The organism is Ruegeria sp. CDSA141, assembly GCF_059612005.1.
The window spans coordinates 52,684-75,872 of record NZ_JBXWPT010000002.1 but is presented as its reverse complement, the minus strand read 5'-3'; the positions used below and the strand labels follow the sequence as shown (position 1 = coordinate 75,872).

Below are 23,189 nucleotides of genomic sequence, written 5' to 3'. Positions count from 1 at the left end.
GCCACAATATCAAAGAAGAAAACTGTTCTTTCTCGTAGCACAGCTTCCGGCCTTCAGCCACTTTTTCGCGCCTCAGCGTCAGTGGCTGCCAATAATTGCAAAAAAACGCCCCCTGATCTTCAGAGAGCGTTTTCTGTCTTCGCGTAAACGCGACAGGGTCGGCCCAAGGGCCTATCTGTCAGCTGACGCCCAGCATGCCTTTTTCCCGCGCCAGATCCCGCATTTTCTTTTGCAGCTTCTCGAACGCGCGTACTTCGATCTGGCGAATTCGCTCGCGACTCACGTTATACTGTGTGCTCAATTCCTCGAGCGTGACAGGCTGATCCATCAAACGGCGCTGGGTCAGGATATCCTTTTCCCGATCATTCAGCACATCCAAAGCCGCTGCCAGCAGTTCCCGACGCGCTTCCAGCTCATCGCGTGCTTCGTAATCACCGGCCTGATCGGCATCTTCGTCCTCAAGCCAGTCCTGCCATTGCATGGTGCCTTCGCCTTCGGACCCGACCGTGGCGTTCAGGGACGCATCGCCACCGGACATTCGGCGGTTCATGCTGATGACTTCGTCTTCAGTGACGCCCAGATCCTCCGCGATTTTCTTGACGTTTTCGGGGCGCAAATCACCCTCTTCCAGCGCTCCGATGCGGGCCTTGGCCTTACGCAGGTTGAAAAACAGCTTTTTCTGAGCCGAAGTCGTGCCCAACTTGACCATCGACCAAGACCTTAGGACATACTCCTGAATCGAGGCGCGAATCCACCACATGGCATAAGTCGCCAGACGGAAGCCTTTCTCGGGGTCGAATTTTTTGACCGCCTGCATCAGGCCCACATTGGCCTCGGAAATCACTTCGGCCTGCGGCAGTCCATAGCCGCGATAGCCCATGGCAATCTTGGCTGCCAAACGCAGGTGAGATGTCACCATCTTGTGTGCGGCTTCAGTGTCCTGCTCTTCGACCCAGCGCTTGGCCAACATGTATTCTTCTTCCGGCTCCAGCAGGGGAAACTTGCGGATTTCCTGCATATAGCGATTCAGGCCGCCCTCGGGCGTCGGTGCGGGGAGATTTGCGTAGTTTGCCATTATGATGTCCCTCCGACAAATGTTTAAGTCTTTAACATAGGATATGGGTAAGAAACCCTTCCCATTCAAGAGGTGCTGCTAACAGTCTGGAATTAATCTTACGTTAAGAAAGGATAACAAAAAGAGAACAAACGTGAACTTCATATTTTATTGATTTTTATGACGGGTGGCGTTCGGCGGTTTTCGGCAATTCCGGCAGTTTCGCTACCTCCGCGCTACCCTCATCCTTTTTGGGCGGGTTGTCCAGCGCATCCAACACAATGTCGTGTTCGGTAGGATCGACAACGCACCAAGCGTAAAGCGAAAGGGTGATTGCTGGCGACGAATGACCCAAAAGTTTCGACACGACCGGGATTGATACCCCCCGCTCAATCAACATCGACGCATAGAAATGGCGTGAAGCGTGGAAGTTGTGGGGGAGATTTAGGCGGCTGGCGGTTGGCCGGATGTAGTAGGTTGCCAGCCCTGCGTTATACGGGTTGCCCTTCATGTCGGAGAACAACAATGGCGAGTTGTGAAGGGTATCCAGCCTTTGGGCCAGGATTTCGACCGCCTCCGCGTTCAGCGGCACCCTACGGCGTCCCGCATCCGTCTTTGGGCTCATCTTCACTTCGGGACCATTGTTCCCCTGCGTCACCGTCCTATCCACAAGCAGGCGGCTTGATACCAAATCGACTTGCTCAGGCGATAGCGCCGCAACCTCCCCAAAGCGGAGGCCAGTGAGTGCCGCCACCATCAACATATCTGCGAAATCCGGGTGCGTCTTTCTCAGTGCGTCGGCCAGTTCGCGCGTCTCATCTATCGACCGCAATTCTGGAACCTTCTTTGGGGTCCGCACCGCCTCGACCGCATCGAACACGGTGATTGCTTCCGGGTGTAAGAGTTGCCAAGCGATAGCATCCCTTATTGCGCGCTTAAATGTACCCAAAACCTTTGCGATTGATGCGTTCGATAATTTGCTGGCGCGCGCCTGTCGCTGGATATTCAGCATCGTTAAGGGCGACAGCTTTTTCAACTGCGCATCCCCCACCCACGCCGCCAGTTTCCGAATATGGTATTGCTTCACCTTCCCGGTGCTTTCCGCGACATTGGCGGTGGCCGATGCCTCCCAAACTGCTAAGAATTCCCGAATGGTGCCATTGCCTTCCTGCGCCAAGGGTCGGCGGGTGTCGGCTGCTTCCAACAACCGCGCCTCCCGAACTGCCCCAGCCTTCCCCCCATCGCCCTTATAATTGCGCGACCGCAACTTTAACTTTCCGGTTTTGGGGTCCGGTGATCTCCAGAACATTCTGTAACGGTTCTTAACCTTCTGAACGTAAGCCAATTTTGTGTCCCTTCCGTGATCTCTAATATTAGAATATAACGGTAGATACGGCCTGACGGAAGCCTAAGCCATTGTTTTAGTGCAACAAATCGCATTGAGGGAATGAGCGGAATAGACAGAGAAGACAACAATGTAGTGGGCGCTCAACCGCCCAAAGAAATGGACTTAAATCAGGTCCGCGCAAAGGAATGGTGGAGCCTTGCGGAGTTTGCGGCTTTGGTCGGATTGGCGACCCCTACTGTGCGGGAAAAGTATCTCAAGACTGGCCTGATCCGAGCCAGCAAGGATGGAACAAGGTGGATGATCCATCGGTCGCAACTCGCAGCGTTCAACCGCCTAATTGACCCGGAATTGCCGGAATAGACGAAACTTAAAGTTTCACTCTGTAGCGGGTTTACTGCGGGGGGTTGTTTCGGGTTATCCTATCGAAGCGAAAGGGCCGGATGCTGTACATCCGACCCCATGTTGAAATCCGAACCCCACCGAAAGGGAACGACCCCAGAAGCAAGTCTAATTCTACTGGGGCGAAAATAAAAAGGGAAGCCCTAGACGATGTCTTTGTATCTAAAAACAAACGACAAACTGGGTTCGGCGTTCTTAATTGTAACTGAGAATGCGAGCCGCGTGTTATCCGAGCACGACAAAACGGAAGAATTGTTCGCCTCTCCCAATCTGCGGAGAAATGAACGATGGCTGATATCGGAAAAGTCACTGAGCTAGAACAAGTCCCATCAATCGCAAATTTCGTAAAGCGCAATGGTCTCCAATGGACCGGGATGCGGCGCGCGGCTAAGGTCACATATGGTGTTGATGGGTATCCGAAAGATGAATCCAGTGTGGCGTTCAAGGAAGGCCCTGAAGCCCATATTTGGGGGTCGGATACACTGTTCGAAGATGGTGAGAAAGATCGCATACTTGATGATCTGAGAACGACCATTCTCCCAAAAGTTATCCCATACACCGGGAAGTCAAAACCAGTCGATCTGCCAGACGAAATCAAAAACGTGCAAACTTCGGTTGGCGGTTGGCAGTTGATTGATTGGGATGAGCCGAACCGGGCTGTTCCGATTTATAACGCCAATGAAGAATTGGTGATGATCGAACAACGCTACCCAACAGAAACAGGAAAGAACTTCCTACGCTGGTCTTACCACGACGATTACAAATGGCGAAAGAACGACCCGGATTGGTTCCCTTTTTGGGGGATGGAGCAACTGAAAGGCGGCGGCCATACCACCGTTATCCTCCACGAAGGCATAAAGGCAGCGGCGTTCGGTCGAATGTTTGCTGACCCCCGAACCATAAAGGAACGCAACCAACTCAAAAAACACCCTTGGTATCCGCTGTTCTCCAGCTTTCCGCACCTCGGATGGATCGGCGGGGCAAACCGCGCCCGACAATCAATGTTCCCCCAATTGTTCCGCCTTGGCATTAAGAAGGTCATCATCGTGCCGGACAATGATCAGGCCGGAATGGATGCGGCTTATCAGATTGCCGAGTATTACCTGCGGGGGATGGATGTTTATCGTCTGCCTAACTATCCCGCTGGATTTCCGGCTGGATGGGACGTTGGGGATGGCTTTGAGGGGCTGGGTGACGGTTGGCAGGGGATGGCTGACAATTTGATCGACATATCCCGTATGACCGAAGAATACCGAACCGAAAAGGGCATACCATATTGGGGGCTGGTCGATGGGTATCCCAAAGGTCTGGCTTACGTGGCAAGGCGCGAAACCTTCTACAGATTTGATGATCCGTTTGACGAGACTGCGTGGGAAAAGCTGGGGCGGCGATATGCCGGGAATATCCACGGCGGCGCAGTAAGTGGTTTTGCTAAGTTGGTGACGGAAGCCCAACCCCAGATCGTTTTCAAAGATGTTACATTCCGACCCGGACAGGGACCCACCGTGGCCGAAAACGGTGGTCAGAATTTCAACCTCTGGCGCGAACCGAAAGTTACCCAAAAAAGATGACTAAGGCGGGGCGCAAGCTGTTTGATCGGTACTTTGATGAACTGCTACCTGATCCGCTGGAACGCGCACTCTATCGCCGCTGGATCGCCACGACGATTGCGAAACCAGAACGCAAGTATTTTGGGTTCATCCTGTTCGGTGAAGAGCAAGGGACCGGGAAATCAATGCTTGCGGAGCAGGTCTTGTTTCCGCTCATTGGGGAGAACTATTGCTACAGCCCGACTGAAGAAGACATTAACGGAAGGTTCACGGATTGGCGCGAAGGCAAGATTTTGCAGTATGCCGATGAAATCCGGGGAACGAACCAAATCACCACCGGAGACATCTACAATAAGATGAAACGATGGGTGACGGGTCCAGTTGCCCGCATCGAGAAGAAAGGCAAAGGCATCTACCCGGTACCAGACTACACCAAAATCCTGATCACATCCCAAGTTCCGCCGCTCTATATGGAACAAGGTGATCGACGGTGGGCAGCGGCTGAAGGCAGTCCGACGCGGATGAGCTGGGATAAATCGACCGAATTCCGAAACTGGCTCTAGGAAGATGGACTGAGCGAAATCTACTGGTGGGCGCTGAACTATGAAGGGGCAGCCAATGAATCCCCTATCGACCGCCGATGGGAGATTGATGAAGATCAGGAGCTAAGAGTTTTGGGGTATGAGCCGCGATACATACCGAATGGTGCTAATGCGCCGATGACATTTTCGCGTATGGGCATCCTTAGAGGCAGCAAGTCAATCGCCCAAAAACACCTGGACAAGTTGCTTGATGAACTTAGCGAATACAATGATGGGACGCCGCGCCCTGTCGTCGTTCCGACGATCATTCTGGATGATGTTTTGGGTAAGGCGGGGCAACCAGACCAACCCTTAAACAAACGATATGAGAAAGTTGGTACGGAAGGATGGTGGTTCTGCGAGGCCAGAAATAGCGACAATGATAAGTCGAAGCCTGCCCCAATGCGGAATAACTACAAATGGATTGATGGCCGTGGCCGATATGTCTACCTCATCAATGAAGCCGCGAAAGAGATCATTGACCGAAAATTAGGGTCAGCTTTGAAAACGATCAGTGTGTCCCGAAAGCGATACAAACCGGGTCGCGACTGGAAAACGATCAAGAAAATTGCGAAGCGTGAAGGGATTTTGGTCGAAGGACAGATATTCTGGAGCGGCGAAAAGAACGTGTTCAGAAGTGATGAGTTTGGGAAAGATGCGCCCGAACTCCGTGATTTGGGTAAGGAACGCCAAAAACGGCAATCTGACGGCTGACGGTTGACGGGTGAAAAACGCATAGGCTTCAGTGTGTTATTTCACCCAAATCCCTTTGTCCCATGAAAATCCCTTGGTTTTCGATTTTCGGGATTTGTGTTTTATGACCTACTTTCAGTGCCTTATACCCCATTTATCCTAATATCCCTTAAATATAGTGAATAGAGAAAGGTAGTATAGAAGGCAGAGGAAAAGGGTGGTTCCCTCGCGCGCGCGCGCGAGACTTTTCATGGATTTTACGGGATTTCGGGATTTTTGGGTCGTAACCTACTGTTTTCAGTTTTCTTTTTTGTTATCCCGACTTTTAAAAACTGCGGGACTTTTGAGGGACAGCGGGATTTTACTCTACCCTAAGACGACAAAAGCGACCCTCTGGCCGCTTCCCCGTTAGTTTAGACGATCAGGCGTTGTCGAGTAAAGCGAAAAGAAAACCCGCCAGCCTATCGTGGAAGGCCAACGGGTTTCCGGTCGCGTCAGGACAAAGTACCGAACCCTAAGCGTTTTGGGCTTATCCAGTAAACAGATTTTCAGGGGGGCAGTGTATCCGTCCCGCCCGGTACGCATAGGACAATTTTGCCCGGTACGGACGCGAGAGACAGTCCGCAGACCCTCCGGGCCGCGCGGCCCGGACGCCCCGCACCGAACACCGAAGAACCGCCAGAGGAACGCCGCGAGAATTAGGGCCACAGGCTATCCCCAGACCGACCCACTGACCGAACCCATACCGCCTCTCCTACACGCGGATATTAAGCGAAGCAGAGAACCCACCGCAGCGACGGAGGGCAGGACCGACAATGCCCATCTGGTCGCCAGAGAAACGATCCGTCCGGTCCATTGATCGAATAGGCGTAGCGCACGCACGCACGCATACGCGAGACCACCCCCGCACTCCTGCTCCCCGCACCGCTGTTCAAAGACGACAGATCGGCAACCCCATCATCGCTAACGTCGCGAACAATCCCAACGAAACATAATTACATACAATCTATCCACTGCAGAATAATCTTTCTGCAGTCCAGTTCATATTCTATTGGGTCGGTCGCTTTGGGGCGGGGGCAATGCGAAACCCAGACCCCAACTGTCCCGGCGAACCCCCCAATGTCCCTCCTTCGCTTGGCCCCACGAAATTACTGTCAAAAACTAAAATAAATAGGTAGTGAATTAATTTATTAATTGGTTGTTTGGGGCAATTTTTTTTCTGTAACGGATTAGCGTCAATTCCCTATATAAATTTTAAAAACATCGGAAATTGGAGAGCAAAAAATGCCAGCGAAACATAAACCCACAACTTTGCACAAATCAATGAATGCGAAGCCCCCAGAACCACCAGCCGATTACGCAAAACGGTTCAAAGAAGGCACCTATTTCACTTATTACGAATATCTGAAAGCACGACCCTACGACAAATGGTCGAAGCCTGACCTGCGCGTTCTGTGTCAAATCTGCCTGTTAGAAGATGCGATTATGGAGGCACAAGAAGAAGTCACACTGGAAGGAACCACTGGGATCGGTTCCCAAGGTCAGAAAGTCGCCAACCCTGCCCTTTCAGCCCTGATTAAGCTGCAACAGCAACAAGGTTCGATGATGCGTCGGATGGGTATCGCAACGCGCGGCATCGAAAGTGCGAAATCAACGAAACGGGACGCAGAGTTTCATCGGAAGATGGACGCAGTGGATGATGATAAGGATCTGCTGGCCTAATGCCGTTCCGAGTTCAAAAGCCGAAGAAGAAAAAATAAAAGATGCGGGCGTTAAATTCGTTGAAAGCGACCATTCCGTCCCCAACGTCCATCAACTACGCGCGCGCTGTTGGCCGCCAAATCCAGCTTTCGGTTGCGCATGACCCCTCTGGGCTCAACGCGGTCATCTGACTAATTCTGTCGGATGTCCGTTTGCCAGCGCGAAGCGGTTGATAGAGCTTAAGTGCACAGCCTCAATACATGTCACGCAACTCGGAAGAGCCTGAACAAGTATCTGAATTTCACGTATGCGGAACCAAAGAGCAGAGACTGCAAACATCGTTAGCATTTTGCTCCCGCAACCAATCTTTCCATTCAGATATCACTCACCTAGAATCGCTTCATGCGAGGCCTTTTTGCTTTGCGCCAAACCCACTGGACGCACTGTGGAAGCAACAGCCGCGCACACATCGTGTGGTGAACGCGCAACGGGGCTGCCCCACGTGGCATCAACCAGACTGAGAAGTGAAGCGTGACCCGGATGAGCGAAAAGCGCCCTGATCGAGAAAGGAAAATCAACTTGACCGATATGCCCAATTGGAGAGGCATTTATTTGTCAAAACCAGTTTAGGTAAATTTTAGAAATGAGTTTGGACGTGAGGTCGCGTTGGGGAATTAGCTGTGTGAACGTTCCGCAATGGCCAAAACCAGTCCCCGCAACCAATCTTCAAACCACAATCGCCAGGAAACACACACTTAAGTCACCCTGTCTGTTTTGTTGATCGCGAACGCAGCCCCCTAGCCATAGCGTAGTATCGCGATTGGTGCGGCGTGTTGAATTGGATACTTTTTCGTCGCCCGAATTTAGCCAGGGTCCTGCGGGACGTGAAAACGAGGGGCTTTAAATTCAAAGCGGCAACAAAACCGGATTAGGCGTTTGCAGGCAGTCGCCGATGTCGTGCGGATCCAAGCCCAGCAGCCTTTGACGGCCAAAACGAGGCTTCCAATGGCAGAGGTCGGGCGAAATTGCGCGCCATACCGGAACGCCAAATTCAGGGCGGGTCTGCTCTAGGAAAGCCAACCTCACCCCAGCGGCGCGAATCCGCGACAAAAACGAACCTGATGTAGAATACTCGGCACCGTCAGCAAACCTTGCAGCGCCCAGCGGAGCCGTTTCAAGAGAGGCCTCTTCCATCCAAGCATTGAGGTGCGGTCTTCTGTGAGAATCGCCCTGCGGGTCTTGGAAGACCAACAGCATCTGAGCCATTTCGCATGCGGCCTTTTGCGCAGCATCTACAAGTGTGACAGCAGCGCCGAACCCCAAGGCTATTGGTTTGCCACCTGCGTGAGCCCCCGCAGCAACTACGACAGGTGCACCAAGGTCTGTTGTGATGTCTATCAGCTTAACCGCAAAACCGTCGTTTTGGAGAACTGTGCAAGTGTGGGTGGTCGCTTCATCAAGCATGTCGGGGCCTATCAGGCGTCGCGCACGTGCGCCGTACCACCAACGCCCGGCAGCGTCCCTTTCAATCAGTTCCAGCAGCGCATGAGTTTGCGCGGCTCGGTCAGTCGATCCTGCGGCACACCCGTTGGTGTCAGCTACGCAGTCAGCGACTGAACCAACAGTTAAATCATGGCTCATGAATACTGCCTGACTTGGCACCCACACAGATCCACCGTCGATGGAACGCGCCTCGACCCATTCTGCCGGTCCTACTGGTTTTGGGTCCGGAATCCAATCAATGCCTCGCAAGCGATCGTTCCACGCGCGCCGGTCTCTTCGCTGCGCATTGGAAAACCCCATTAATGTCTGCGCATCCCAAGACGGCTCAGGACAATCTTCCCGGTCTGTCTCTAGTGTGAGTTCATCCCCCCATCGGCAAAGGCTCGCGATCTCGATCGCCTCGCCCAAACCGCTGGCTTCGGCCTGTGCGCGAGTCATGCCACGGCCAGAAGCTGCCCGGCCTGCTTCGGGGAGCGCGGCCTTAGGAAAGTTTGCAAATGCCTCAATTGCCATTTTATTTGGTACTGTGAGATTACAATGAACAGGCCATCCGTCAGAAGACATGACATGAATGTCGAAATACGGAGCCACTTTGGTTAAACTCATCATCATACTTTATTCATAAACCTTTCTGGACGGAAGCTTGGAAACCCAACGCAAGTACCAAAATGAAAAAATCCCCAAAACGATGCCCGGTGCGTCGGCGGAATGCGTGGTCTTGTTCACCGACATGGTTTCCTACAGCAATTGGATCGAACGAGACGAGAGCACCACCCTTGAATTTGTTACGAGTTGCTTCGACACTTTGCGGGTTCTGTCACGCCGGCATTCCGGCACGCTGGTCAAAACAATGGGTGACGGCGCTCTTCTTACGTTCAAAAAAGCAGATGACGCGATCAACTGCGGTGTCGAGTTCCAACGTGTCCTTGTTAGAAACCAGCTTGACGTAGCGCGACCCTATCAGTTTCGGGTTGGATTGCACTGCGGCGAGGTCGTCCAGAAACGAGGGGATGTTTATGGTAACACAGTCAATATTGCTGCGCGTTTGCAGAGCAAGGCAACGCCGGGCACCTGCGTCATCTCCGAAAATGTAATGCGAATGGCTGGGGATCACCCGGACCTTTCATTTGAGAGTATCGGCACCCACGGATTGAGAAACCTTGACCGTAAGTACCGGCTCTATCAGGTCATTGACCCCTTGACGACAACTGCACCCAAAGAGGATGCGCATCGTCCGAACCTGCATCTTTTGGATGGTGTTGCATTTGACGACCGGTACGGAGCTTCGCCGGACGCGGTCGGATTGTGCTCCCGTGCCATTGTAGGATATCTGGCGCTGTGTCCAGGCGGGGCCGAAACGTTCGATCGACTCGCGACACTCGCTTTTTTCGAAGACGAAGAAGGCGTTGCGTTACAAAAACTTGACGCTTTCGCGGTGGATTTCATGGATAGGTCATGTGCCGGAATGCCTGCGCTCATACGCAGCGAAACCCACTTGGCTTTAGATGAGTTCTCAGTACGGACCGATCTTGACGAATATATGCGGATGTTGCGGCAAGGTAGTGTACCTGACCGGTTCATCGAAGATGCCCGTTGGCCCGAAAAAATCATGGCGGGGTACGAAGCGATCGGCCCCGTTTTCAGGTCTTGGCTGAGTGTAACACGGCGGAGCTGGAAGCGCAGCGTATTGCTGGCTTTGGAACGTTTGTTGTCGTCGGTAGGTACAAATGACGCCTTTTTTGAAGATGCGGCAACGGCTATTTTACTATTGGAGCCGGGAAATGAAATGGCCGCGCTGGCTCGAATTAACGCGCGCTTAGCGCAAGGTGATACACCGGAAGCCTTCGCCGAATTCGAACGTCTAAAGCTCTATCTTGCCGAAAATTTCGACATGGCGCCCAACAAGGATGTCCAGGATCGTATTGATCAGGTCAAGTCAGAACGTAAGCGAGTTGCAGTGCAGTCACCAACGTACGTACCGCTCCGGCGGTTGTTGCGCTTGTCAGTGGCTCCGATCACCGGCACAGACGCCACCCGACTTGCTGCAGCTCAGGCTTTTCGTTCTGAACTGATCGGAAACCTTATGCGCTTCCGTGACTGGGCCGTGATAGATGCAGCGAAAACACCAGCGGGAAATGGAGACCGTGATAGCCAGATAGACTACTCGGTCGAAATGGCTGTGCTTCAAGTCGCAGACCCGCCGGTCATTCAGATCAACTTACAAACCCACGATACAGCGCGTGTACTCTGGGCAAAACGTTTTGTGCTTTCGGCCGGAGATCAGTTTGCGGCAATGAATATCATAATTCGGGAAATAGTCGTCGCGATTGAGCTCTACGTGTCGTCTGACAGGTTTGCAGAGACCTATCGCGATGCCGGACGTTTCGCGACAAGCTACGATAAGTGGTTGCGTGGCGACCGGGCACTTATGCGCTGGACACCTGCTGGTGCGGAAGAGGCTCTGGCTATTTTCGACTCGATACTGGAGGAAGACCCCGATAACGCTCCTGCCTTGTTCCGGCGCGCATCCATTGAAAACATACGGCATGTAATCTGGCCTGGCCGTCAGCGCAGTACCAAAGACGCAGCACTTGCTGATCGCTACGCCGCCAGAGCCGTTGAACTAGATCCGATGGATGCACGTATCCAGCGAACGGTGGCATGGACAGCGGCCATGAACGGTGCCTTTGCACGGGCCTCGATGCATTTGGATCTGGCCGTTAGTCTGAACCCGAACTGCCCTACAACGCTGGCCAGTTGTGCCATGGGCTTTGCTTGGTTTGGCGACGACGACAAGGCTGACAGGACGCTTAACCTCCTGTATGAAATCAGCACCAACTTGCCGGATTGGATCTGGGCATACAACGCGTCGACATTGTTCATGCTTGAACGCTATGACGCCGCGCTTGATGCAGCGGAAAAGGGTCTTGGTAGTATAATGGATGACCAAGGCTGGATCTGCGTCATTCATTCCTGCCAAAACGAGATGCCTGCCGCGCAGCGAGCCTTCGACCGGCTTTGCGAAAACGTAGAGAGCAACTGGGCCGGACCGCAACCGCTTCTTACACGCGATGTCGCACGCTGGTTCACAGAGGCCTATCCCATCCGACGCGAAGAAGACCGTCAACGTCTGAGAGACGCGATCGAGGCAGCCATCGTCGCCTAGATCGGTGCTACTGGCATCGGTTAAGGAAAATCGCCGCCAGCAAGTACTGCTTGGCCAAGTCATCGCGGCCTTCATCTTCGATCAGGCCCTTAATGTCGTCGAATAGCCGCCCGAGATATCCCCCAGCCAGCAGATTGCCGCGCTGCTCGGGAACGCCGATGGTCATATTCACCTGTCTGCCCACCCAGGTGGATTCTTCATTTACACAGTCAACAGCCAGTTTGTACCGCGCGACGTCAGTCCTGAATCTATATCCCCGTTTACGTGAGCGAATCCGCCAGTTGCTTGGGTTTCCGCCCGCGTCGTCAGCTTCGACTTTCAAGCGGTATCCGTTTGCACCACCCCCGTCCAATTCATCGAATAAGTCATCGAAGAATTCTTCTGCCAGCGGTTCTTGGTTGCTCATCATCCAGTCGTTTATTTCTTCGCCAGCTTTTGCCATCCCCAGACGGCGTTTGCGATTGTTCACGTCCGGAGTGTTTGGCAGCTCGGCCAGCGGCGCCTCGTTCTTTTCGACGATAATGTTTGTCATTTCAGTCTCCCTTGATGTGTAGTTTCAATCGACGCCCCCATAGGCGACGGCTACGACGTCGCGCAGGGTAAATGTGTTTTGCAATCCATGATCCGTACGCAATCCACGCTGGAAAGGCTCTGCGCTCAGGATGCTGTCGGGCACTGCGGTGATGGCGGCGCGGATGGTTTCCGTCACAATGCGGCTGCCAAGCTTTCCCAGCTTTCCGCTGCCCGCCGCCTCGGCTTCGGCTAATATGAAAAACCAGAGTGGCGTATGGGTCCGGAGTTCGGTGACATGGTTCAGATGTCCGTATCTTTCGGGTTTTGAATCGAGAAACGCGCCAATATCAAAGGGTGTGCTGATGCCTGCTACGGTTTCGAGTTGCTGGCCGCTGGGCAGACTAAGCGACGCGCCTCGCCGAAGCGTTTTGGTTGCCAAGTTGAACTTTCCGGTTTTGGCAGGGTTCTGGAGATCCGCAAGAAGTGCGTGATCAAGTCTATGAAGGTCCCGTTCGATGCTGGCCTGGATCGGCCTTGCCAGAATCGCCGGTGGCAAGTCCGGATTTTGGTGATCAACCATGTGGCGCCAGGCCTGCGCCCAGTTCCCTGTAAGCTGGTTTTGGTTTAACCCACCACCGGCAGATGTATAGAAAAGAAAATTCTCGACCTCCGCCGGTGCCACGGAAATGTTGGATCCTGGCGGGTATTGGATAATCCAATTGGAATAGACGTCCCTCACCATCGTGTGTCCAAATCGGAAACAGGCAGCCGCGAATTCGATGGGCACGAAAAATGCGCCGGACGTATTTACGAGTGTGGGACCATTTTGCAGGATATCTTCGTAGATGTCGCTATCAACGATCCTGGGCAGGTAATCAGTCAGCGTTACGGCCTGCAAATGCCGGCGTGTCTCGCGTTGGCCTGCCGTGGTGTCGAGTACCAGTTCGGCCGATAGCGCCTGGTGGAAACGCACAAGAAGTACCTGCATTTGCGCAAGTGCCAGATTGTCATCCGTCCGCGGGTCTACACAGCAATGCCGACCTGTGGAGCCGGCACGCGGAAGATCGCGTGCATCCGTAATACCGGGTGCCCCATTGTAGACAAGTCCCAATGCGCTGCCGGCTTTTTCCTGCCATTGACTAGTCGGTGTGTCGGGATTAGGCGCAGTCCCGAATAGGGACGAGAAATCAAGACCGTGCGGTTGTTCACCATTGATCCAGCCGTCTTCGCCATTTGGCCCGATGCCCGGCAACCATTGCATATGCGACATGTCATGCGCGACGAACTGGCCAAAATATGTGTAGGCGGCGGGAATATGAGGCCCATAGCCTAGTGGAGGTTCCTCCGGAACAAACCCTGCGATTGCTTCGCCCAGCGACTCCAGAAAGTCATCGTCATGTGTGTGAATATTGACCTCCTCCGGAGAGATGAGGCGGTCGTATAATTGGATGGCGTCCCAGTCGCTGGAGGCGGCATTGCCCCGGTCCACCGACATCGTTTCAGCACCCCGACCGGTTGCCGTTGCTAACAATTTCTGAAAGCCTGGTGCGTCAGCAGGATCGATGGCTGGCAAAGCAAAAGTCCGTCGCTTATCCTCATCGGGAGAGTCGTAGCTGTTCCGCTCAAGTCGAAAGGTGAGCCGCCCATCCGGCCCACTGTAGCTAAAGATCTCAGGACCGTCTTTGTCGGCACCCTCATGCGAGTCGCGGATAAAATACAGATTACCGCCGTGGATTAAGGGCATTTTTATAAATCCGCACTAATTATGGATTAAGCATACTCCGTGTTTCGCAAAACACAAAGGCCGGCGCCTAAGTCCTTGTTCTATCGGATGCGCAAAAGCCAGTGATTGCCTGGATCATCAGCTAGTCAGCCCAAAATCGTCCTTTGCAATTAATTGGTCACGCCAGTTCATCCCGTATTGAACCAAAACGCCTGTAAATGCGGCGATTGCATTTTGGCGGTTGGCGTCTGTCTTGTTCTTTCCTATCGGTTTGGGCTCCTGATTGTCTTATGGCGTCCTTTCCCTTCCCATTGTTGTCGGTTGGCCGGTGAGCGCAATGGGCCTTAATCGGAATAGACGGAATTAGCAGAACGCTACGTTGACGCTACCCTGAAAACAACTAAAGCCCAGAAATCGCTGAGAAATCTGAGCCCTTTAGGTATGCGTTAAGGAAAGATAAAAAGCCCTTATTCACAGGACTTTGCTTATTATGACAGCGGTGTGCGCAGACGTTCAATAAGGTTCTGCATATCTTGCGGCAAATCAGCCTCAAACCGCAGGGTTTCACAAGTGACCGGGTGTTCAAATCCCAAAACGGCTGCATGGAGCGCCTGACGGGGGAAAGCGCTTACTGACCCGGCGGCGACTGCGGAAAACGCCTTGGCAGAAAGCTTTCGCTTGCCTCCATAAACCGGGTCGCCCACCAGCCCGTGCCCTGCGTGGGCCATATGAACGCGGATCTGATGGGTTCGGCCCGTTTCAAGCCAGCATTCGATCAGGGCAAGACCCGCAGGAGCTCCAAAGGTTTCGACAACACGCGCACGCGTCACGGCATGGCGCCCACCGTGGAACAGAACCGCCTGTCTCTGACGGTCAGTCTTGTGCCGCGCAAGTTGCGTTGTCACACGCATGATGTTGCCGGGTTCAAAGCTGATCCCTTTGACACCGCGCAAACGAGGATCGTTGGCATCCGGCACCCCGTAACACACCGCGCGATAATACCGTTCGACACTATGCGCCGCGAACTGCGCGGCCAGACCGTGATGCGCTGCGTCGGACTTAGCGACCACCAGAAGGCCACTTGTTTCCTTGTCGATTCGATGCACGATACCGGGGCGTTTCACCCCGCCGACGCCCGACAGATCGTCTCCGCAATGGTGGAGCAAAGCATTAACCAGAGTACCGCCGGGTGATCCCGGCGCAGGATGTACGACCATACCTGCTGTTTTGTTGACGACGATCAGGTCTGCATCCTCAAAAACGACCTCAAGCGGGATGTCTTCGGGGCCGATATGGCTGTCTTCGGCCTCGGCCACGACAATCGTGACCCGCGCCCCTTCGACCACCTTGGCCTTGGAATCGCATGTCTCGGCACCGTCGATCTGAACCGCACCTTCTTCGATCAGACGGGCCAGCCGGGTGCGCGACAGGTTTTCCCCATCTGGCACATCCCGGGAAAGCGCCTTATCAAGGCGAGGCGGCGGATTGGCCGCGATGTAAAACTCAATCTGGCGGGTGCCCATGACTGTCCCTTCCGAACCCCAAGAACCGCAGGAAACTCCGCAACTGCGATTGCTGCGGCGGATGGTCATGCTGTTGACCGCGGTGATGATTGGCGGGGTTCTAGTGACATTCGCCCTGATTGTCATCCGCCTATCGGACCGCACCCCCAACGTACCGGATCAGATCGAGCTGCCCGATGGTGCCCGGGCGCAGGCCTTGACCATCGGGTCAAACTGGTATGCCGTCGTTACCGATGACAATCGCATTCTGATTTTTGACAAAACAACAGGAAAACTGCGCCAGGAGATCGCGATCGAATAGGCCCTGCGACCTGTTCCGGCGGTATGAAAGATCAGAGGATCACCTTGCTTCAACCGGGAAACAGCCGAGTTCCGGTCCACGCAGCACCCAGACGCTGATCCAGCGCATCCGACCGTATCTTGTGCTTGCCTGAAACCGGGGACAGCATGATGTCGCTCAAGCAAATCCTGTCACCGACTGGGAAAAGCTCTACGCAAGCGCATTCGAGGTCCTGCCCCAGGGCTTCAGCGATCTGGATCATGTCATCAAAGCGCTCAGGCCGGAGTTCAACGGCGCTGCTGGTTGGTGAAGACAACTCATCTTCGACATACCTGTAGTCGCGATCATGGAGCATCTGAACGCGCCCTCTCCCCCGGTCACGGTCAACCTGCACCAGTTGTACTTTCCCGGCGATCACCCAGAATTTCCAGGTGCCGGCCTGTCGATCCCCGGCGGACAAGTCTTCTTCGATGTAATAGAGGGGCTTTTGCGTGGCGCGCCACCATTCGCCTGTCCAGAACCCTTCGGGCGTTTTTGTCTTGTGCCACGCTGCCAGTTTCTGGTTTGCATCGTCGCGCTGCGTGCGATCCAGCGGGAACGACAGGGCCAACTTGTGACCATGGCTCATCGTTCCCTTCAACCAATACTGGCCGGGCCCGAGGTCGAGTGTTTCGGGCAATGCCGGAATGTGCGCCTCCCACGTGCGCTGCGGGCAGGCAAGCAGTTCCGAGGCGCTGCCCACGTATTTGGACCGGTCAGAGATCAACGCATCAGGGACTTCGCCAAAAAGCTTCATGACCACCAGCTTTTCGGCGAATGTCTTTGGCGTGCGCAGATCGGGTAGAGACTGATGGCTATCCGCATAGTTGTACAAAGACATACCAAGCGCATTCAGCCGTGCAGGGTCACTGCCATAGTGTTCCCAACCGCGCGAAAAACCGACGCGTGGCGGGGTGTAGGCACCGTACAGATTGTCAGCTGCAATTGCGTCGAGATCAGCCTGTGCCGCCTTGAGATAGTCTTCCCGGTCAGAGAGCAGAGCAACGGACACGACGCCGCCGGTGGCGTCGTGGATTTCTTCGGTCGTAGCGCGCATGGTGGGCAGATTTGCCGGAAACTCCACCGGTTTGAGGCCCCCTCGGCCGTGGCGCGGCAAAGGCGCGTCGCCCGGTCTCACCCCCAGGTTCCTCAAACGTCGATCCAGAAACGAATGCCGATTGATCCCGTTTGCAATCCACCACCGCATCCGGCGCCCCCACAGATGCACGGCAAGCGTATCGTCTTTGATATACGCGTCCCTGAACTCTCGGACGTGAATATCATTGGCTTGTCCTGCCCGTCTGAAAGGCAAAGGATAAAAGACCGGTATGGGGCTGGCATGTTTCAGTTCGTCGTGGTGGCGAAGAAACCACGTCATGACACCGGGGCCGTAGACGCTGTGTTCCTGATCTGACGCATGCGGCAATTCACCCGCGCGTTTCTGACGTTCCAGTTCTTCCCGTTCTTCACCTTCAACCCACGGGCGGATCGGATAAGGATCCTGACAGTATTCGGAATACGCATTCAACGTGGGGCTGTCGGGTGGCAGCCGCATGACGGCATTGCAGATGGTATCGCGGTTGAAATACCCAAAGACATGATCTGCCCTTGGTATCGGGGCAAGCGCCAACACATCCGTGTCGCACCACAGAAAGTCCGTTTTCTTCATCAGGTGCAATCTGAAGATATCGGATTGGGGCACAGGCGTCTTGAACTGGTTGTTTACGATGAACTGCTTAGGTTCGTGGATTTCGTTTGCCGACACCAGTTCGATACCATCCGGAACATTGTCGACTTGTCCATAGTGGAACAAAACGACCCTGTGACCGCATTCCACGAAGGACAGCATGCACATCTGCTCCAGAAAGCTCAGGCTGCCTTCCATCCACAGCATCCCAATCGTCGGAAGAGAGCGATCCGCAACCATTAGTCTATTTCTCCGAGGGCTGTGTTGTCAGGACTCTGTCCTGTTTTCGTCAGACGAAGACGGTGCGCCGGCAGACAGACGTTCCCGCACGCCGCGGTCTTTTGCGACAAAATCCACAGCAGGCTTTTCAAGAAGCTTCTGATACAACTCATCATACTCTGGCAGTTTCAGCAGATCGTTGATCAGGGCTTTGTGCCAGCGGAACGCTCTTCTGTGTAACCGTCGAAGCCTGTCGTCAGCGCGAAACTCTTCAAGCACCGCATCCACTTCATCCTTGTACCGCAGGATTGTTTCATCTTTGGCACCACCACGGTTCCAGCGGTCCCAATATTCGGTTCCCAGAGTCTGCGACGAATGATTTGCCCGACCTCGGCTGCGCTTGGCCAGATAGGCCTGTGTAGACCTCACGGCATAGTGGTTGATCTGTGCGACTTCAAAACCAAATGGGGGCGCCACGTGGTTACCGAATGGGGCAGGTTCCGTGGCGTGCCCTCCGGGCACTGACCGGAACACGCCGGCCTGCAGTTCGGGGCGGGGGTGCGGGTTGTGCAACCCGTAGCGAAGATAAAAATCCCCCTGTCTGAACAGGGATTTGACAAACCGACGCCCTGCCCCGCCTTGTTCGAAATCCAGTTCACAATCGTAGAACTGCCGCGTTACGAGCGTATCGCGCATAACATGCCGACCACTGTTCGAGAATATCTTCCAGGGAATGGAAATGACGTCAACGCCAGGGGTTGCCTCAATCAGATCATCAACCCTGTTATTTCCAACGTGAATATTCAGGAATTCATCCGCGTCGCCGACATATATCCATTTTGCGTCTTTCACCACCGGCAAGCGCCGCGCCTGCCTCAGCGCAGATCGATGAATCCCGCCGGTTCCGACACGGTTTGTGTGAAACTCCACATGGCCCAAGTCCTGCAAGCGTCTCAGAATCTGGTTGGTGCCGTCTGTACAATCATTGGTGTAGACAATGATCCGGTCAAACCCCAACACCTTGTGATGGGCCACCCATTCCAAAATATAGGGACCCTCGTTCTTCATCGCAGTGATGAGGACTTTTTCAGGCTTTTCCATCGCTGCCACTTATCCCCGCTGCCTAGTCGTTCTGACCTTTGCTGTCATCTTGCGGGACAATCTTTTCGATTGCGATCTGCGCGCCGGCAATCGCGCGGATGCGCAACTCTCGGGGGTGCTGGCCCAGAAATTCGTTGACCGCACGGATCACGCCATCGCCCCACCAGCCGCGGCGGTGGTAGTCGTCGAATGCCATGATTCCACCGGGTTTGATCTTGGGAAACAAAGCGGCCAGATCGGCGGTCACGCCTTCATATGAATGATCCCCATCAACATAGGCAAACGAGATGCTGTCATCATCGAAAAGCTCCAGCGCGGGCACCGAGAAATCCCGGATAATAGCGACCTTGCCCTCTTCGATCTCGGCCTCGAAAGACTTTACGACCTTCTGGAAGATGGCCTCCATCTTTTCGTCTTCGGTCCGGCCCACAAACGCAGTTGTATGCGAATCCTCACCAATGTGTTTCCACGGATCGATCAGAAACAGCTGACTGGGCTCAATCAACTTCAGAATGGTCGGAGAGAATTCGCCCTGCCAGACACCGATCTCAACGGCCACCCCGCCCTTTGGCAGACGCGAAAGGAATGTGCGACGGATTGCTTCCTTGCTGTTCTTGCGTTTGGTCGCCTTGTCAGCCTTCGGTTTCTTCTGGCTGCCGGGCGCAACACCGATAACCTTGGGTTCGTTTGACATCTCGACCTCACTTGCAGACGGGTGTCCTGTTCACGCAAAACCCGTTTTGTTTATTGAAACATGGCTACCACGCCGTCGGCTCAAGAACCAGAAGCTATGCATCCTTTTTGTCAAGTGGTGGCAACTTGTCGATACCAAGCCACGGTGGCTGCAAGCTGGTTATCCGGTACCGTGCGGCATTGCGCCCCAGAAAACTGTTTATCGCTGCATTCATACCGGTATACGACCCACCTCCATGACGGCGATAGGATGTGAACGCGATACTGCCCCCGGGCGCGAGAACCCGGTCGATGCGGCGTAAAAGCTGGTTCATCACCTGTTCTGCCCGAACTCCGCGAATGATGACCACACCGACGCTTTCGTCTTCAAACAGCTTCAGCATCAAGGGGGGCAGCGCCCGGTAGACATGTAATCGTCCGGCAAGAATGGGGTCGCGGAAATATTCCAGCAGTGCATAAAACGTGCGATCCAATGCCTGTAGCTCGGGACCCTGAGTTGCATCCGCACAGGTGAAGCCGTCCCAAGACAGCCCCCAAGGCCCTATGACCGTCAATTTTTCGACAGCGTCCAGGCCAAGAATTTCTTCTATGATTTCAGTCTCAACATGTCCGATCAGCACCCAGTTCTTCTTGCCGCTGATTGATCCAAGAAAACTCTGCCGCTGGTCTCTTGTTCTTTCAACTTCAGGAGGGGCAGCAGGCAGGAAAACAGGATCCTTTGGATCAAACGGCACCGAAACCTGTTTGGCATCCGTAATCTGCGCGTGTTGCGTGGCGGCCTCTTCGTAATCGAACGACGTTTCGAGGGCATCGAGCCGAACAAACCAGGGGAAATTGTTTGGCTTGGAGTTCTCGGGTTTGGACATTTTGCCAAGGCGGGTCCACTTCGCGACCTGGGCAAATGTGATTTCGGGGTCCTTGTACATTTCGGCGTTGAAGGACAAATCACCATCTTCCATCACCCCGAGCTCCAGTGCCTTGACATAGCGCCCGCTGCGAAAGCGGCTGAACTTTGCGATAAAATCCCGCGCTACCTCGGTTTTTCGGAGGCTTGCAATACGTTCCTTGTGAAATGCAACCGCCTGATGATGCAGTTGCCCCAAAACAGGATCTGATCGCAGTTTTTCAAAAACCTCGCGAAGGCGTGTGACTTTGGACAGGACCGAGATTTCTTCGACGTCGTTATAACAATGCAGTTTCCAGTAAGCTTGACCGGTTGCCTCCATCTTCGGGTGAAAGCTCGAGGTGTTCACATCCCCTCGCAGCCGTTTCATCAGATAGCTTTCCACAGACCTCACCGCATAGTGGTTCATCCGAAAAAGCCTGCGCCCAAACCCTGCGCCCGTCGATGAATACGCCCACCCGCGTCTTCGCATTGCTGGCGGCAACGGGTCACCATCCCCATCTACCCACGCAAATCGATCCGCCTTGTTTGGTACCGGACCCCGCGGACGATGCGTACTTATCGTCCGATACGATCCGTTATTGCGGAACAGCGATTTGAACGCCCGCAAGTTATGGGGACTGACGGCACCAAGCTCGCCTGCACGGGTGAATTGCTCGACAACGAACCGGTCTTCGAACTCGACGATTCCGTTGTGCCCGAACAACTGCCAAATTGCAGCAAACCCATCTGCGTGCGGCAATGCACGAAATAAATCGTCCAGTGTCCCGTCGCCGATGCGAATATCAAGGAATTCATCTACGTCGCAGACCAATATCCATTCGGCCTCTTTGCTCCAGGGGTGTTCCATGGCGTTTGCATAAGCTGAAGCCTGAGGTCCAAACTCCCACGGGCCGGGATTGTCGATATGCGCCAGGAATCCAAGCTCCTCGCATCGCCGAAGGATCGCGTCGGTGCCATCGGAACAATCATTTGAATTGACTATAAAATGCGTGAAGCCGATCGAAAGATAGTATGCAATCCATTCCAGGATGAACGGCCCTTCGTCTTTCATCGTGGATATGACAAGTCTCATCGCATCTACCTGCACCCGTGGCCCGCAAATTCAGGATAGCGGGAAAAAACGCATCTTTGCAGATGTATAGCGCGCATCCCTGCCTGCGGCTTTGTTACGGGCCCCGGAATTGCATTGCAAGTGGACGAGCCCGCCGGTTCACCAATTGCCAGACCCAAACTCCGCAGACGATCACAGCCTCGCGGGTCGCGTCCGTTGCGTGCGGCTTTGTGCTTGAAAACGACAATTTGATTGCCTTCGGGCGCCAACCATTTATAGCTGACCTTCAATGTCGCCAAAGGTTTTTGGCAGCAAGGATGCGGTACCTCGAGTGGATCATGACAGGTAATCTAAAAGATCAAAGGGCGCATGGCCTTGATTCACTGCGCGGTATCGCAGCGTCTGCGGTCGTGTTTGTACACGCAGTGCACATTCATCCACTCGGCGTCTACTACAAGAACTGGGGTGCCGACTATTATGCGATGGGAGTGCCGCTGTTTTTCATAATAAGCGCGATGTCTATGTCGCTGGCTTACCAAAAGGGAGTGTCCTTTGATCGAAGCTGGGCCTATGCCTTACGCCGTTTTTTTCGAATTGCCCCACTCTTCTACCTGATGCTCTTTGCTTGGCTGTATATAGGGGTCCAGGCCGAAACAGGTACGATCATCAGGAATATTACATTTCTGTTCGGGTTTGTCCCCAGTGAACAAACCAGTCTTGTTCCGGCGGGTTGGTCAATCGGCGTCGAAGCAATCTTCTATCTTCTGTTCCCCTTCCTTTGGATTTGGCGGAGCATTTGGTCAGCGATGTTTCTCTTTTTGCTCGCCTGCTTGGGATGGGCGTATGTAAACTTATCTGGTCAGGGTGAAGTTCCCGATTTTTACTATTGGACCAGTTTTTTCACGAACGCCCCGTACTTTGCGTTGGGCCTGATCGTTTGGTGCGCCTACCGTTGGACACCTAAGTCATACGAGCGCCCCGTCGGCTATTTAGCGCTCGGTGCCGGGGTCGCCGGGTTGATTTACATGTATCTGTTTGGTCCGGTTCTTGACCAAGCACAAACGCTAAACAAACCGGTTCCACTCGCACTGGTTTTGGGCTGGGGCTTTGCCTTTGCAAGCCTAGCGCTATCGCAGGCACTTCGACCCGTTTTTTTTCTCTATAACCCTTTTACCCGCTTTCTTGGAAAGATCAGTTACAGCCTATATCTGATGCATCCGTTTCTTATCTATAACACAAACCTGACCCGATGGGCCGCAACACTTACGGACAATCCGGATCTTGTGGTGCCCGTCGTCTGCGCGATTACCCTTGCCGTAACAATACCAGTTGCAACTGTTATCTACTACGCTGTCGAAGTTCCATTCATGCGTCTCGCCCGCCATCTCACCAAGCCGGATCCGAGAAACACAGCCTTACAACAATTGGCATCGTGACAGCAGAGCACGCCCACCGACA

18 protein-coding genes are annotated in these 23,189 nt (G+C 53.9%); 8 read left to right on the top strand and 10 right to left on the bottom strand.

Annotated elements, in window-relative coordinates; all coding sequences use genetic code 11:
• Positions 1–178 precede the first annotated feature (178 nt).
• Both rpoH and AC2FLP_RS04300 read right to left on the bottom strand, forming a co-directional pair.
• A complete protein-coding gene (gene rpoH, locus AC2FLP_RS04305; RefSeq protein ID WP_299643484.1) occupies positions 179–1,075 on the bottom strand; it encodes an RNA polymerase sigma factor RpoH in 897 nt (298 codons plus the stop codon).
• A 157-nt stretch (positions 1,076–1,232) separates the two neighbouring features.
• Positions 1,233–2,231 carry a tyrosine-type recombinase/integrase gene (locus AC2FLP_RS04300; protein WP_496681752.1) on the bottom strand — a complete coding sequence of 333 codons (999 nt, stop codon included), beginning with the start codon at positions 2,229–2,231 and terminating at the stop codon, positions 1,233–1,235.
• Between the two features lie 270 nt (positions 2,232–2,501).
• Between AC2FLP_RS04300 and AC2FLP_RS04295 the strand changes: the two genes are divergently transcribed.
• From AC2FLP_RS04295 to AC2FLP_RS04275, 5 genes are all read left to right on the top strand, one after another.
• Positions 2,502–2,762, top strand: coding sequence for a helix-turn-helix domain-containing protein (locus AC2FLP_RS04295; RefSeq protein WP_496681750.1), 261 nt, complete (start codon positions 2,502–2,504; stop codon positions 2,760–2,762).
• 326 nt (positions 2,763–3,088) lie between these two features.
• On the top strand, positions 3,089–4,372 hold the full coding sequence (locus tag AC2FLP_RS04290; protein ID WP_496681747.1) for a toprim domain-containing protein: 1,284 nt from the start codon (positions 3,089–3,091) through the stop codon (positions 4,370–4,372).
• Entirely contained in the window at positions 4,369–4,914 is a 546-nt protein-coding gene (locus AC2FLP_RS04285) for a primase-helicase family protein (protein WP_496681745.1), read from the top strand. The genes AC2FLP_RS04290 and AC2FLP_RS04285 overlap by 4 nt, the downstream gene beginning before the upstream one ends.
• A 111-nt stretch (positions 4,915–5,025) precedes the next feature.
• Positions 5,026–5,646, top strand: a complete 621-nt coding sequence (locus tag AC2FLP_RS04280; RefSeq protein ID WP_496710050.1) for a hypothetical protein — start codon at positions 5,026–5,028, stop codon at positions 5,644–5,646.
• Positions 5,647–6,948: 1,302 nt separating this feature from the next.
• Positions 6,949–7,347: a hypothetical protein gene (locus AC2FLP_RS04275; protein ID WP_496681740.1), complete on the top strand. Its 399-nt coding sequence runs from the start codon at positions 6,949–6,951 to the stop codon at positions 7,345–7,347.
• 885 nt (positions 7,348–8,232) lie between these two features.
• Here AC2FLP_RS04275 and AC2FLP_RS04270 read toward each other — a convergent pair.
• The gene (locus tag AC2FLP_RS04270; protein ID WP_162896781.1) at positions 8,233–9,267 is read right to left on the bottom strand and encodes a YcaO-like family protein; all 1,035 of its coding nucleotides are present in this window, start codon (positions 9,265–9,267) and stop codon (positions 8,233–8,235) included.
• A gap of 205 nt (positions 9,268–9,472) precedes the next feature.
• On the opposite strand from AC2FLP_RS04270, the gene AC2FLP_RS04265 reads away from it, so the two are divergent.
• Positions 9,473–11,995, top strand: coding sequence for an adenylate/guanylate cyclase domain-containing protein (locus AC2FLP_RS04265; RefSeq protein WP_299896205.1), 2,523 nt, complete (start codon positions 9,473–9,475; stop codon positions 11,993–11,995).
• A gap of 7 nt (positions 11,996–12,002) precedes the next feature.
• Here AC2FLP_RS04265 and AC2FLP_RS04260 read toward each other — a convergent pair whose 3' ends face one another.
• From AC2FLP_RS04260 to AC2FLP_RS04250, 3 genes are all read right to left on the bottom strand, one after another.
• A complete protein-coding gene (locus AC2FLP_RS04260) occupies positions 12,003–12,527 on the bottom strand; it encodes a hypothetical protein (protein WP_117869296.1) in 525 nt (174 codons plus the stop codon).
• Positions 12,528–12,551: 24 nt separating this feature from the next.
• The gene (locus tag AC2FLP_RS04255; RefSeq protein WP_496710049.1) at positions 12,552–14,003 is read right to left on the bottom strand and encodes a peroxidase family protein; all 1,452 of its coding nucleotides are present in this window, start codon (positions 14,001–14,003) and stop codon (positions 12,552–12,554) included.
• 716 nt (positions 14,004–14,719) lie between these two features.
• A complete protein-coding gene (locus tag AC2FLP_RS04250; RefSeq protein ID WP_117869298.1) occupies positions 14,720–15,754 on the bottom strand; it encodes an RluA family pseudouridine synthase in 1,035 nt (344 codons plus the stop codon).
• Here AC2FLP_RS04250 and AC2FLP_RS04245 point away from each other — a divergent pair.
• On the top strand, positions 15,753–16,055 hold the full coding sequence (locus AC2FLP_RS04245) for a DUF6476 family protein (protein ID WP_299896197.1): 303 nt from the start codon (positions 15,753–15,755) through the stop codon (positions 16,053–16,055). The two genes, AC2FLP_RS04250 and AC2FLP_RS04245, sit on opposite strands and share 2 nt — an antisense overlap.
• A gap of 49 nt (positions 16,056–16,104) precedes the next feature.
• On the opposite strand, the gene AC2FLP_RS04240 is transcribed toward AC2FLP_RS04245, so the two are convergent.
• The 4 genes from AC2FLP_RS04240 to AC2FLP_RS04225 form a co-directional block, all read right to left on the bottom strand.
• Complete coding sequence (locus AC2FLP_RS04240; RefSeq protein WP_496681733.1) at positions 16,105–18,000, bottom strand: glycosyltransferase family 32 protein; 1,896 nt, start codon at positions 17,998–18,000, stop codon at positions 16,105–16,107.
• A 27-nt stretch (positions 18,001–18,027) separates the two neighbouring features.
• Positions 18,028–19,080 carry a glycosyltransferase family 2 protein gene (locus AC2FLP_RS04235; protein ID WP_299896191.1) on the bottom strand — a complete coding sequence of 351 codons (1,053 nt, stop codon included), beginning with the start codon at positions 19,078–19,080 and terminating at the stop codon, positions 18,028–18,030.
• A 22-nt stretch (positions 19,081–19,102) separates the two neighbouring features.
• Positions 19,103–19,774, bottom strand: coding sequence for a class I SAM-dependent methyltransferase (locus AC2FLP_RS04230; RefSeq protein ID WP_496681730.1), 672 nt, complete (start codon positions 19,772–19,774; stop codon positions 19,103–19,105).
• Positions 19,775–19,868: 94 nt separating this feature from the next.
• Positions 19,869–21,752 (bottom strand): glycosyltransferase family 92 protein, encoded by a 1,884-nt coding sequence (locus AC2FLP_RS04225; protein WP_496681727.1) that lies wholly within the window; start codon positions 21,750–21,752, stop codon positions 19,869–19,871.
• A 317-nt stretch (positions 21,753–22,069) separates the two neighbouring features.
• Between AC2FLP_RS04225 and AC2FLP_RS04220 the strand changes: the two genes are divergently transcribed.
• Positions 22,070–23,167: an acyltransferase family protein gene (locus tag AC2FLP_RS04220; protein ID WP_496681725.1), complete on the top strand. Its 1,098-nt coding sequence runs from the start codon at positions 22,070–22,072 to the stop codon at positions 23,165–23,167.
• Positions 23,168–23,189: the final 22 nt, after the last annotated feature.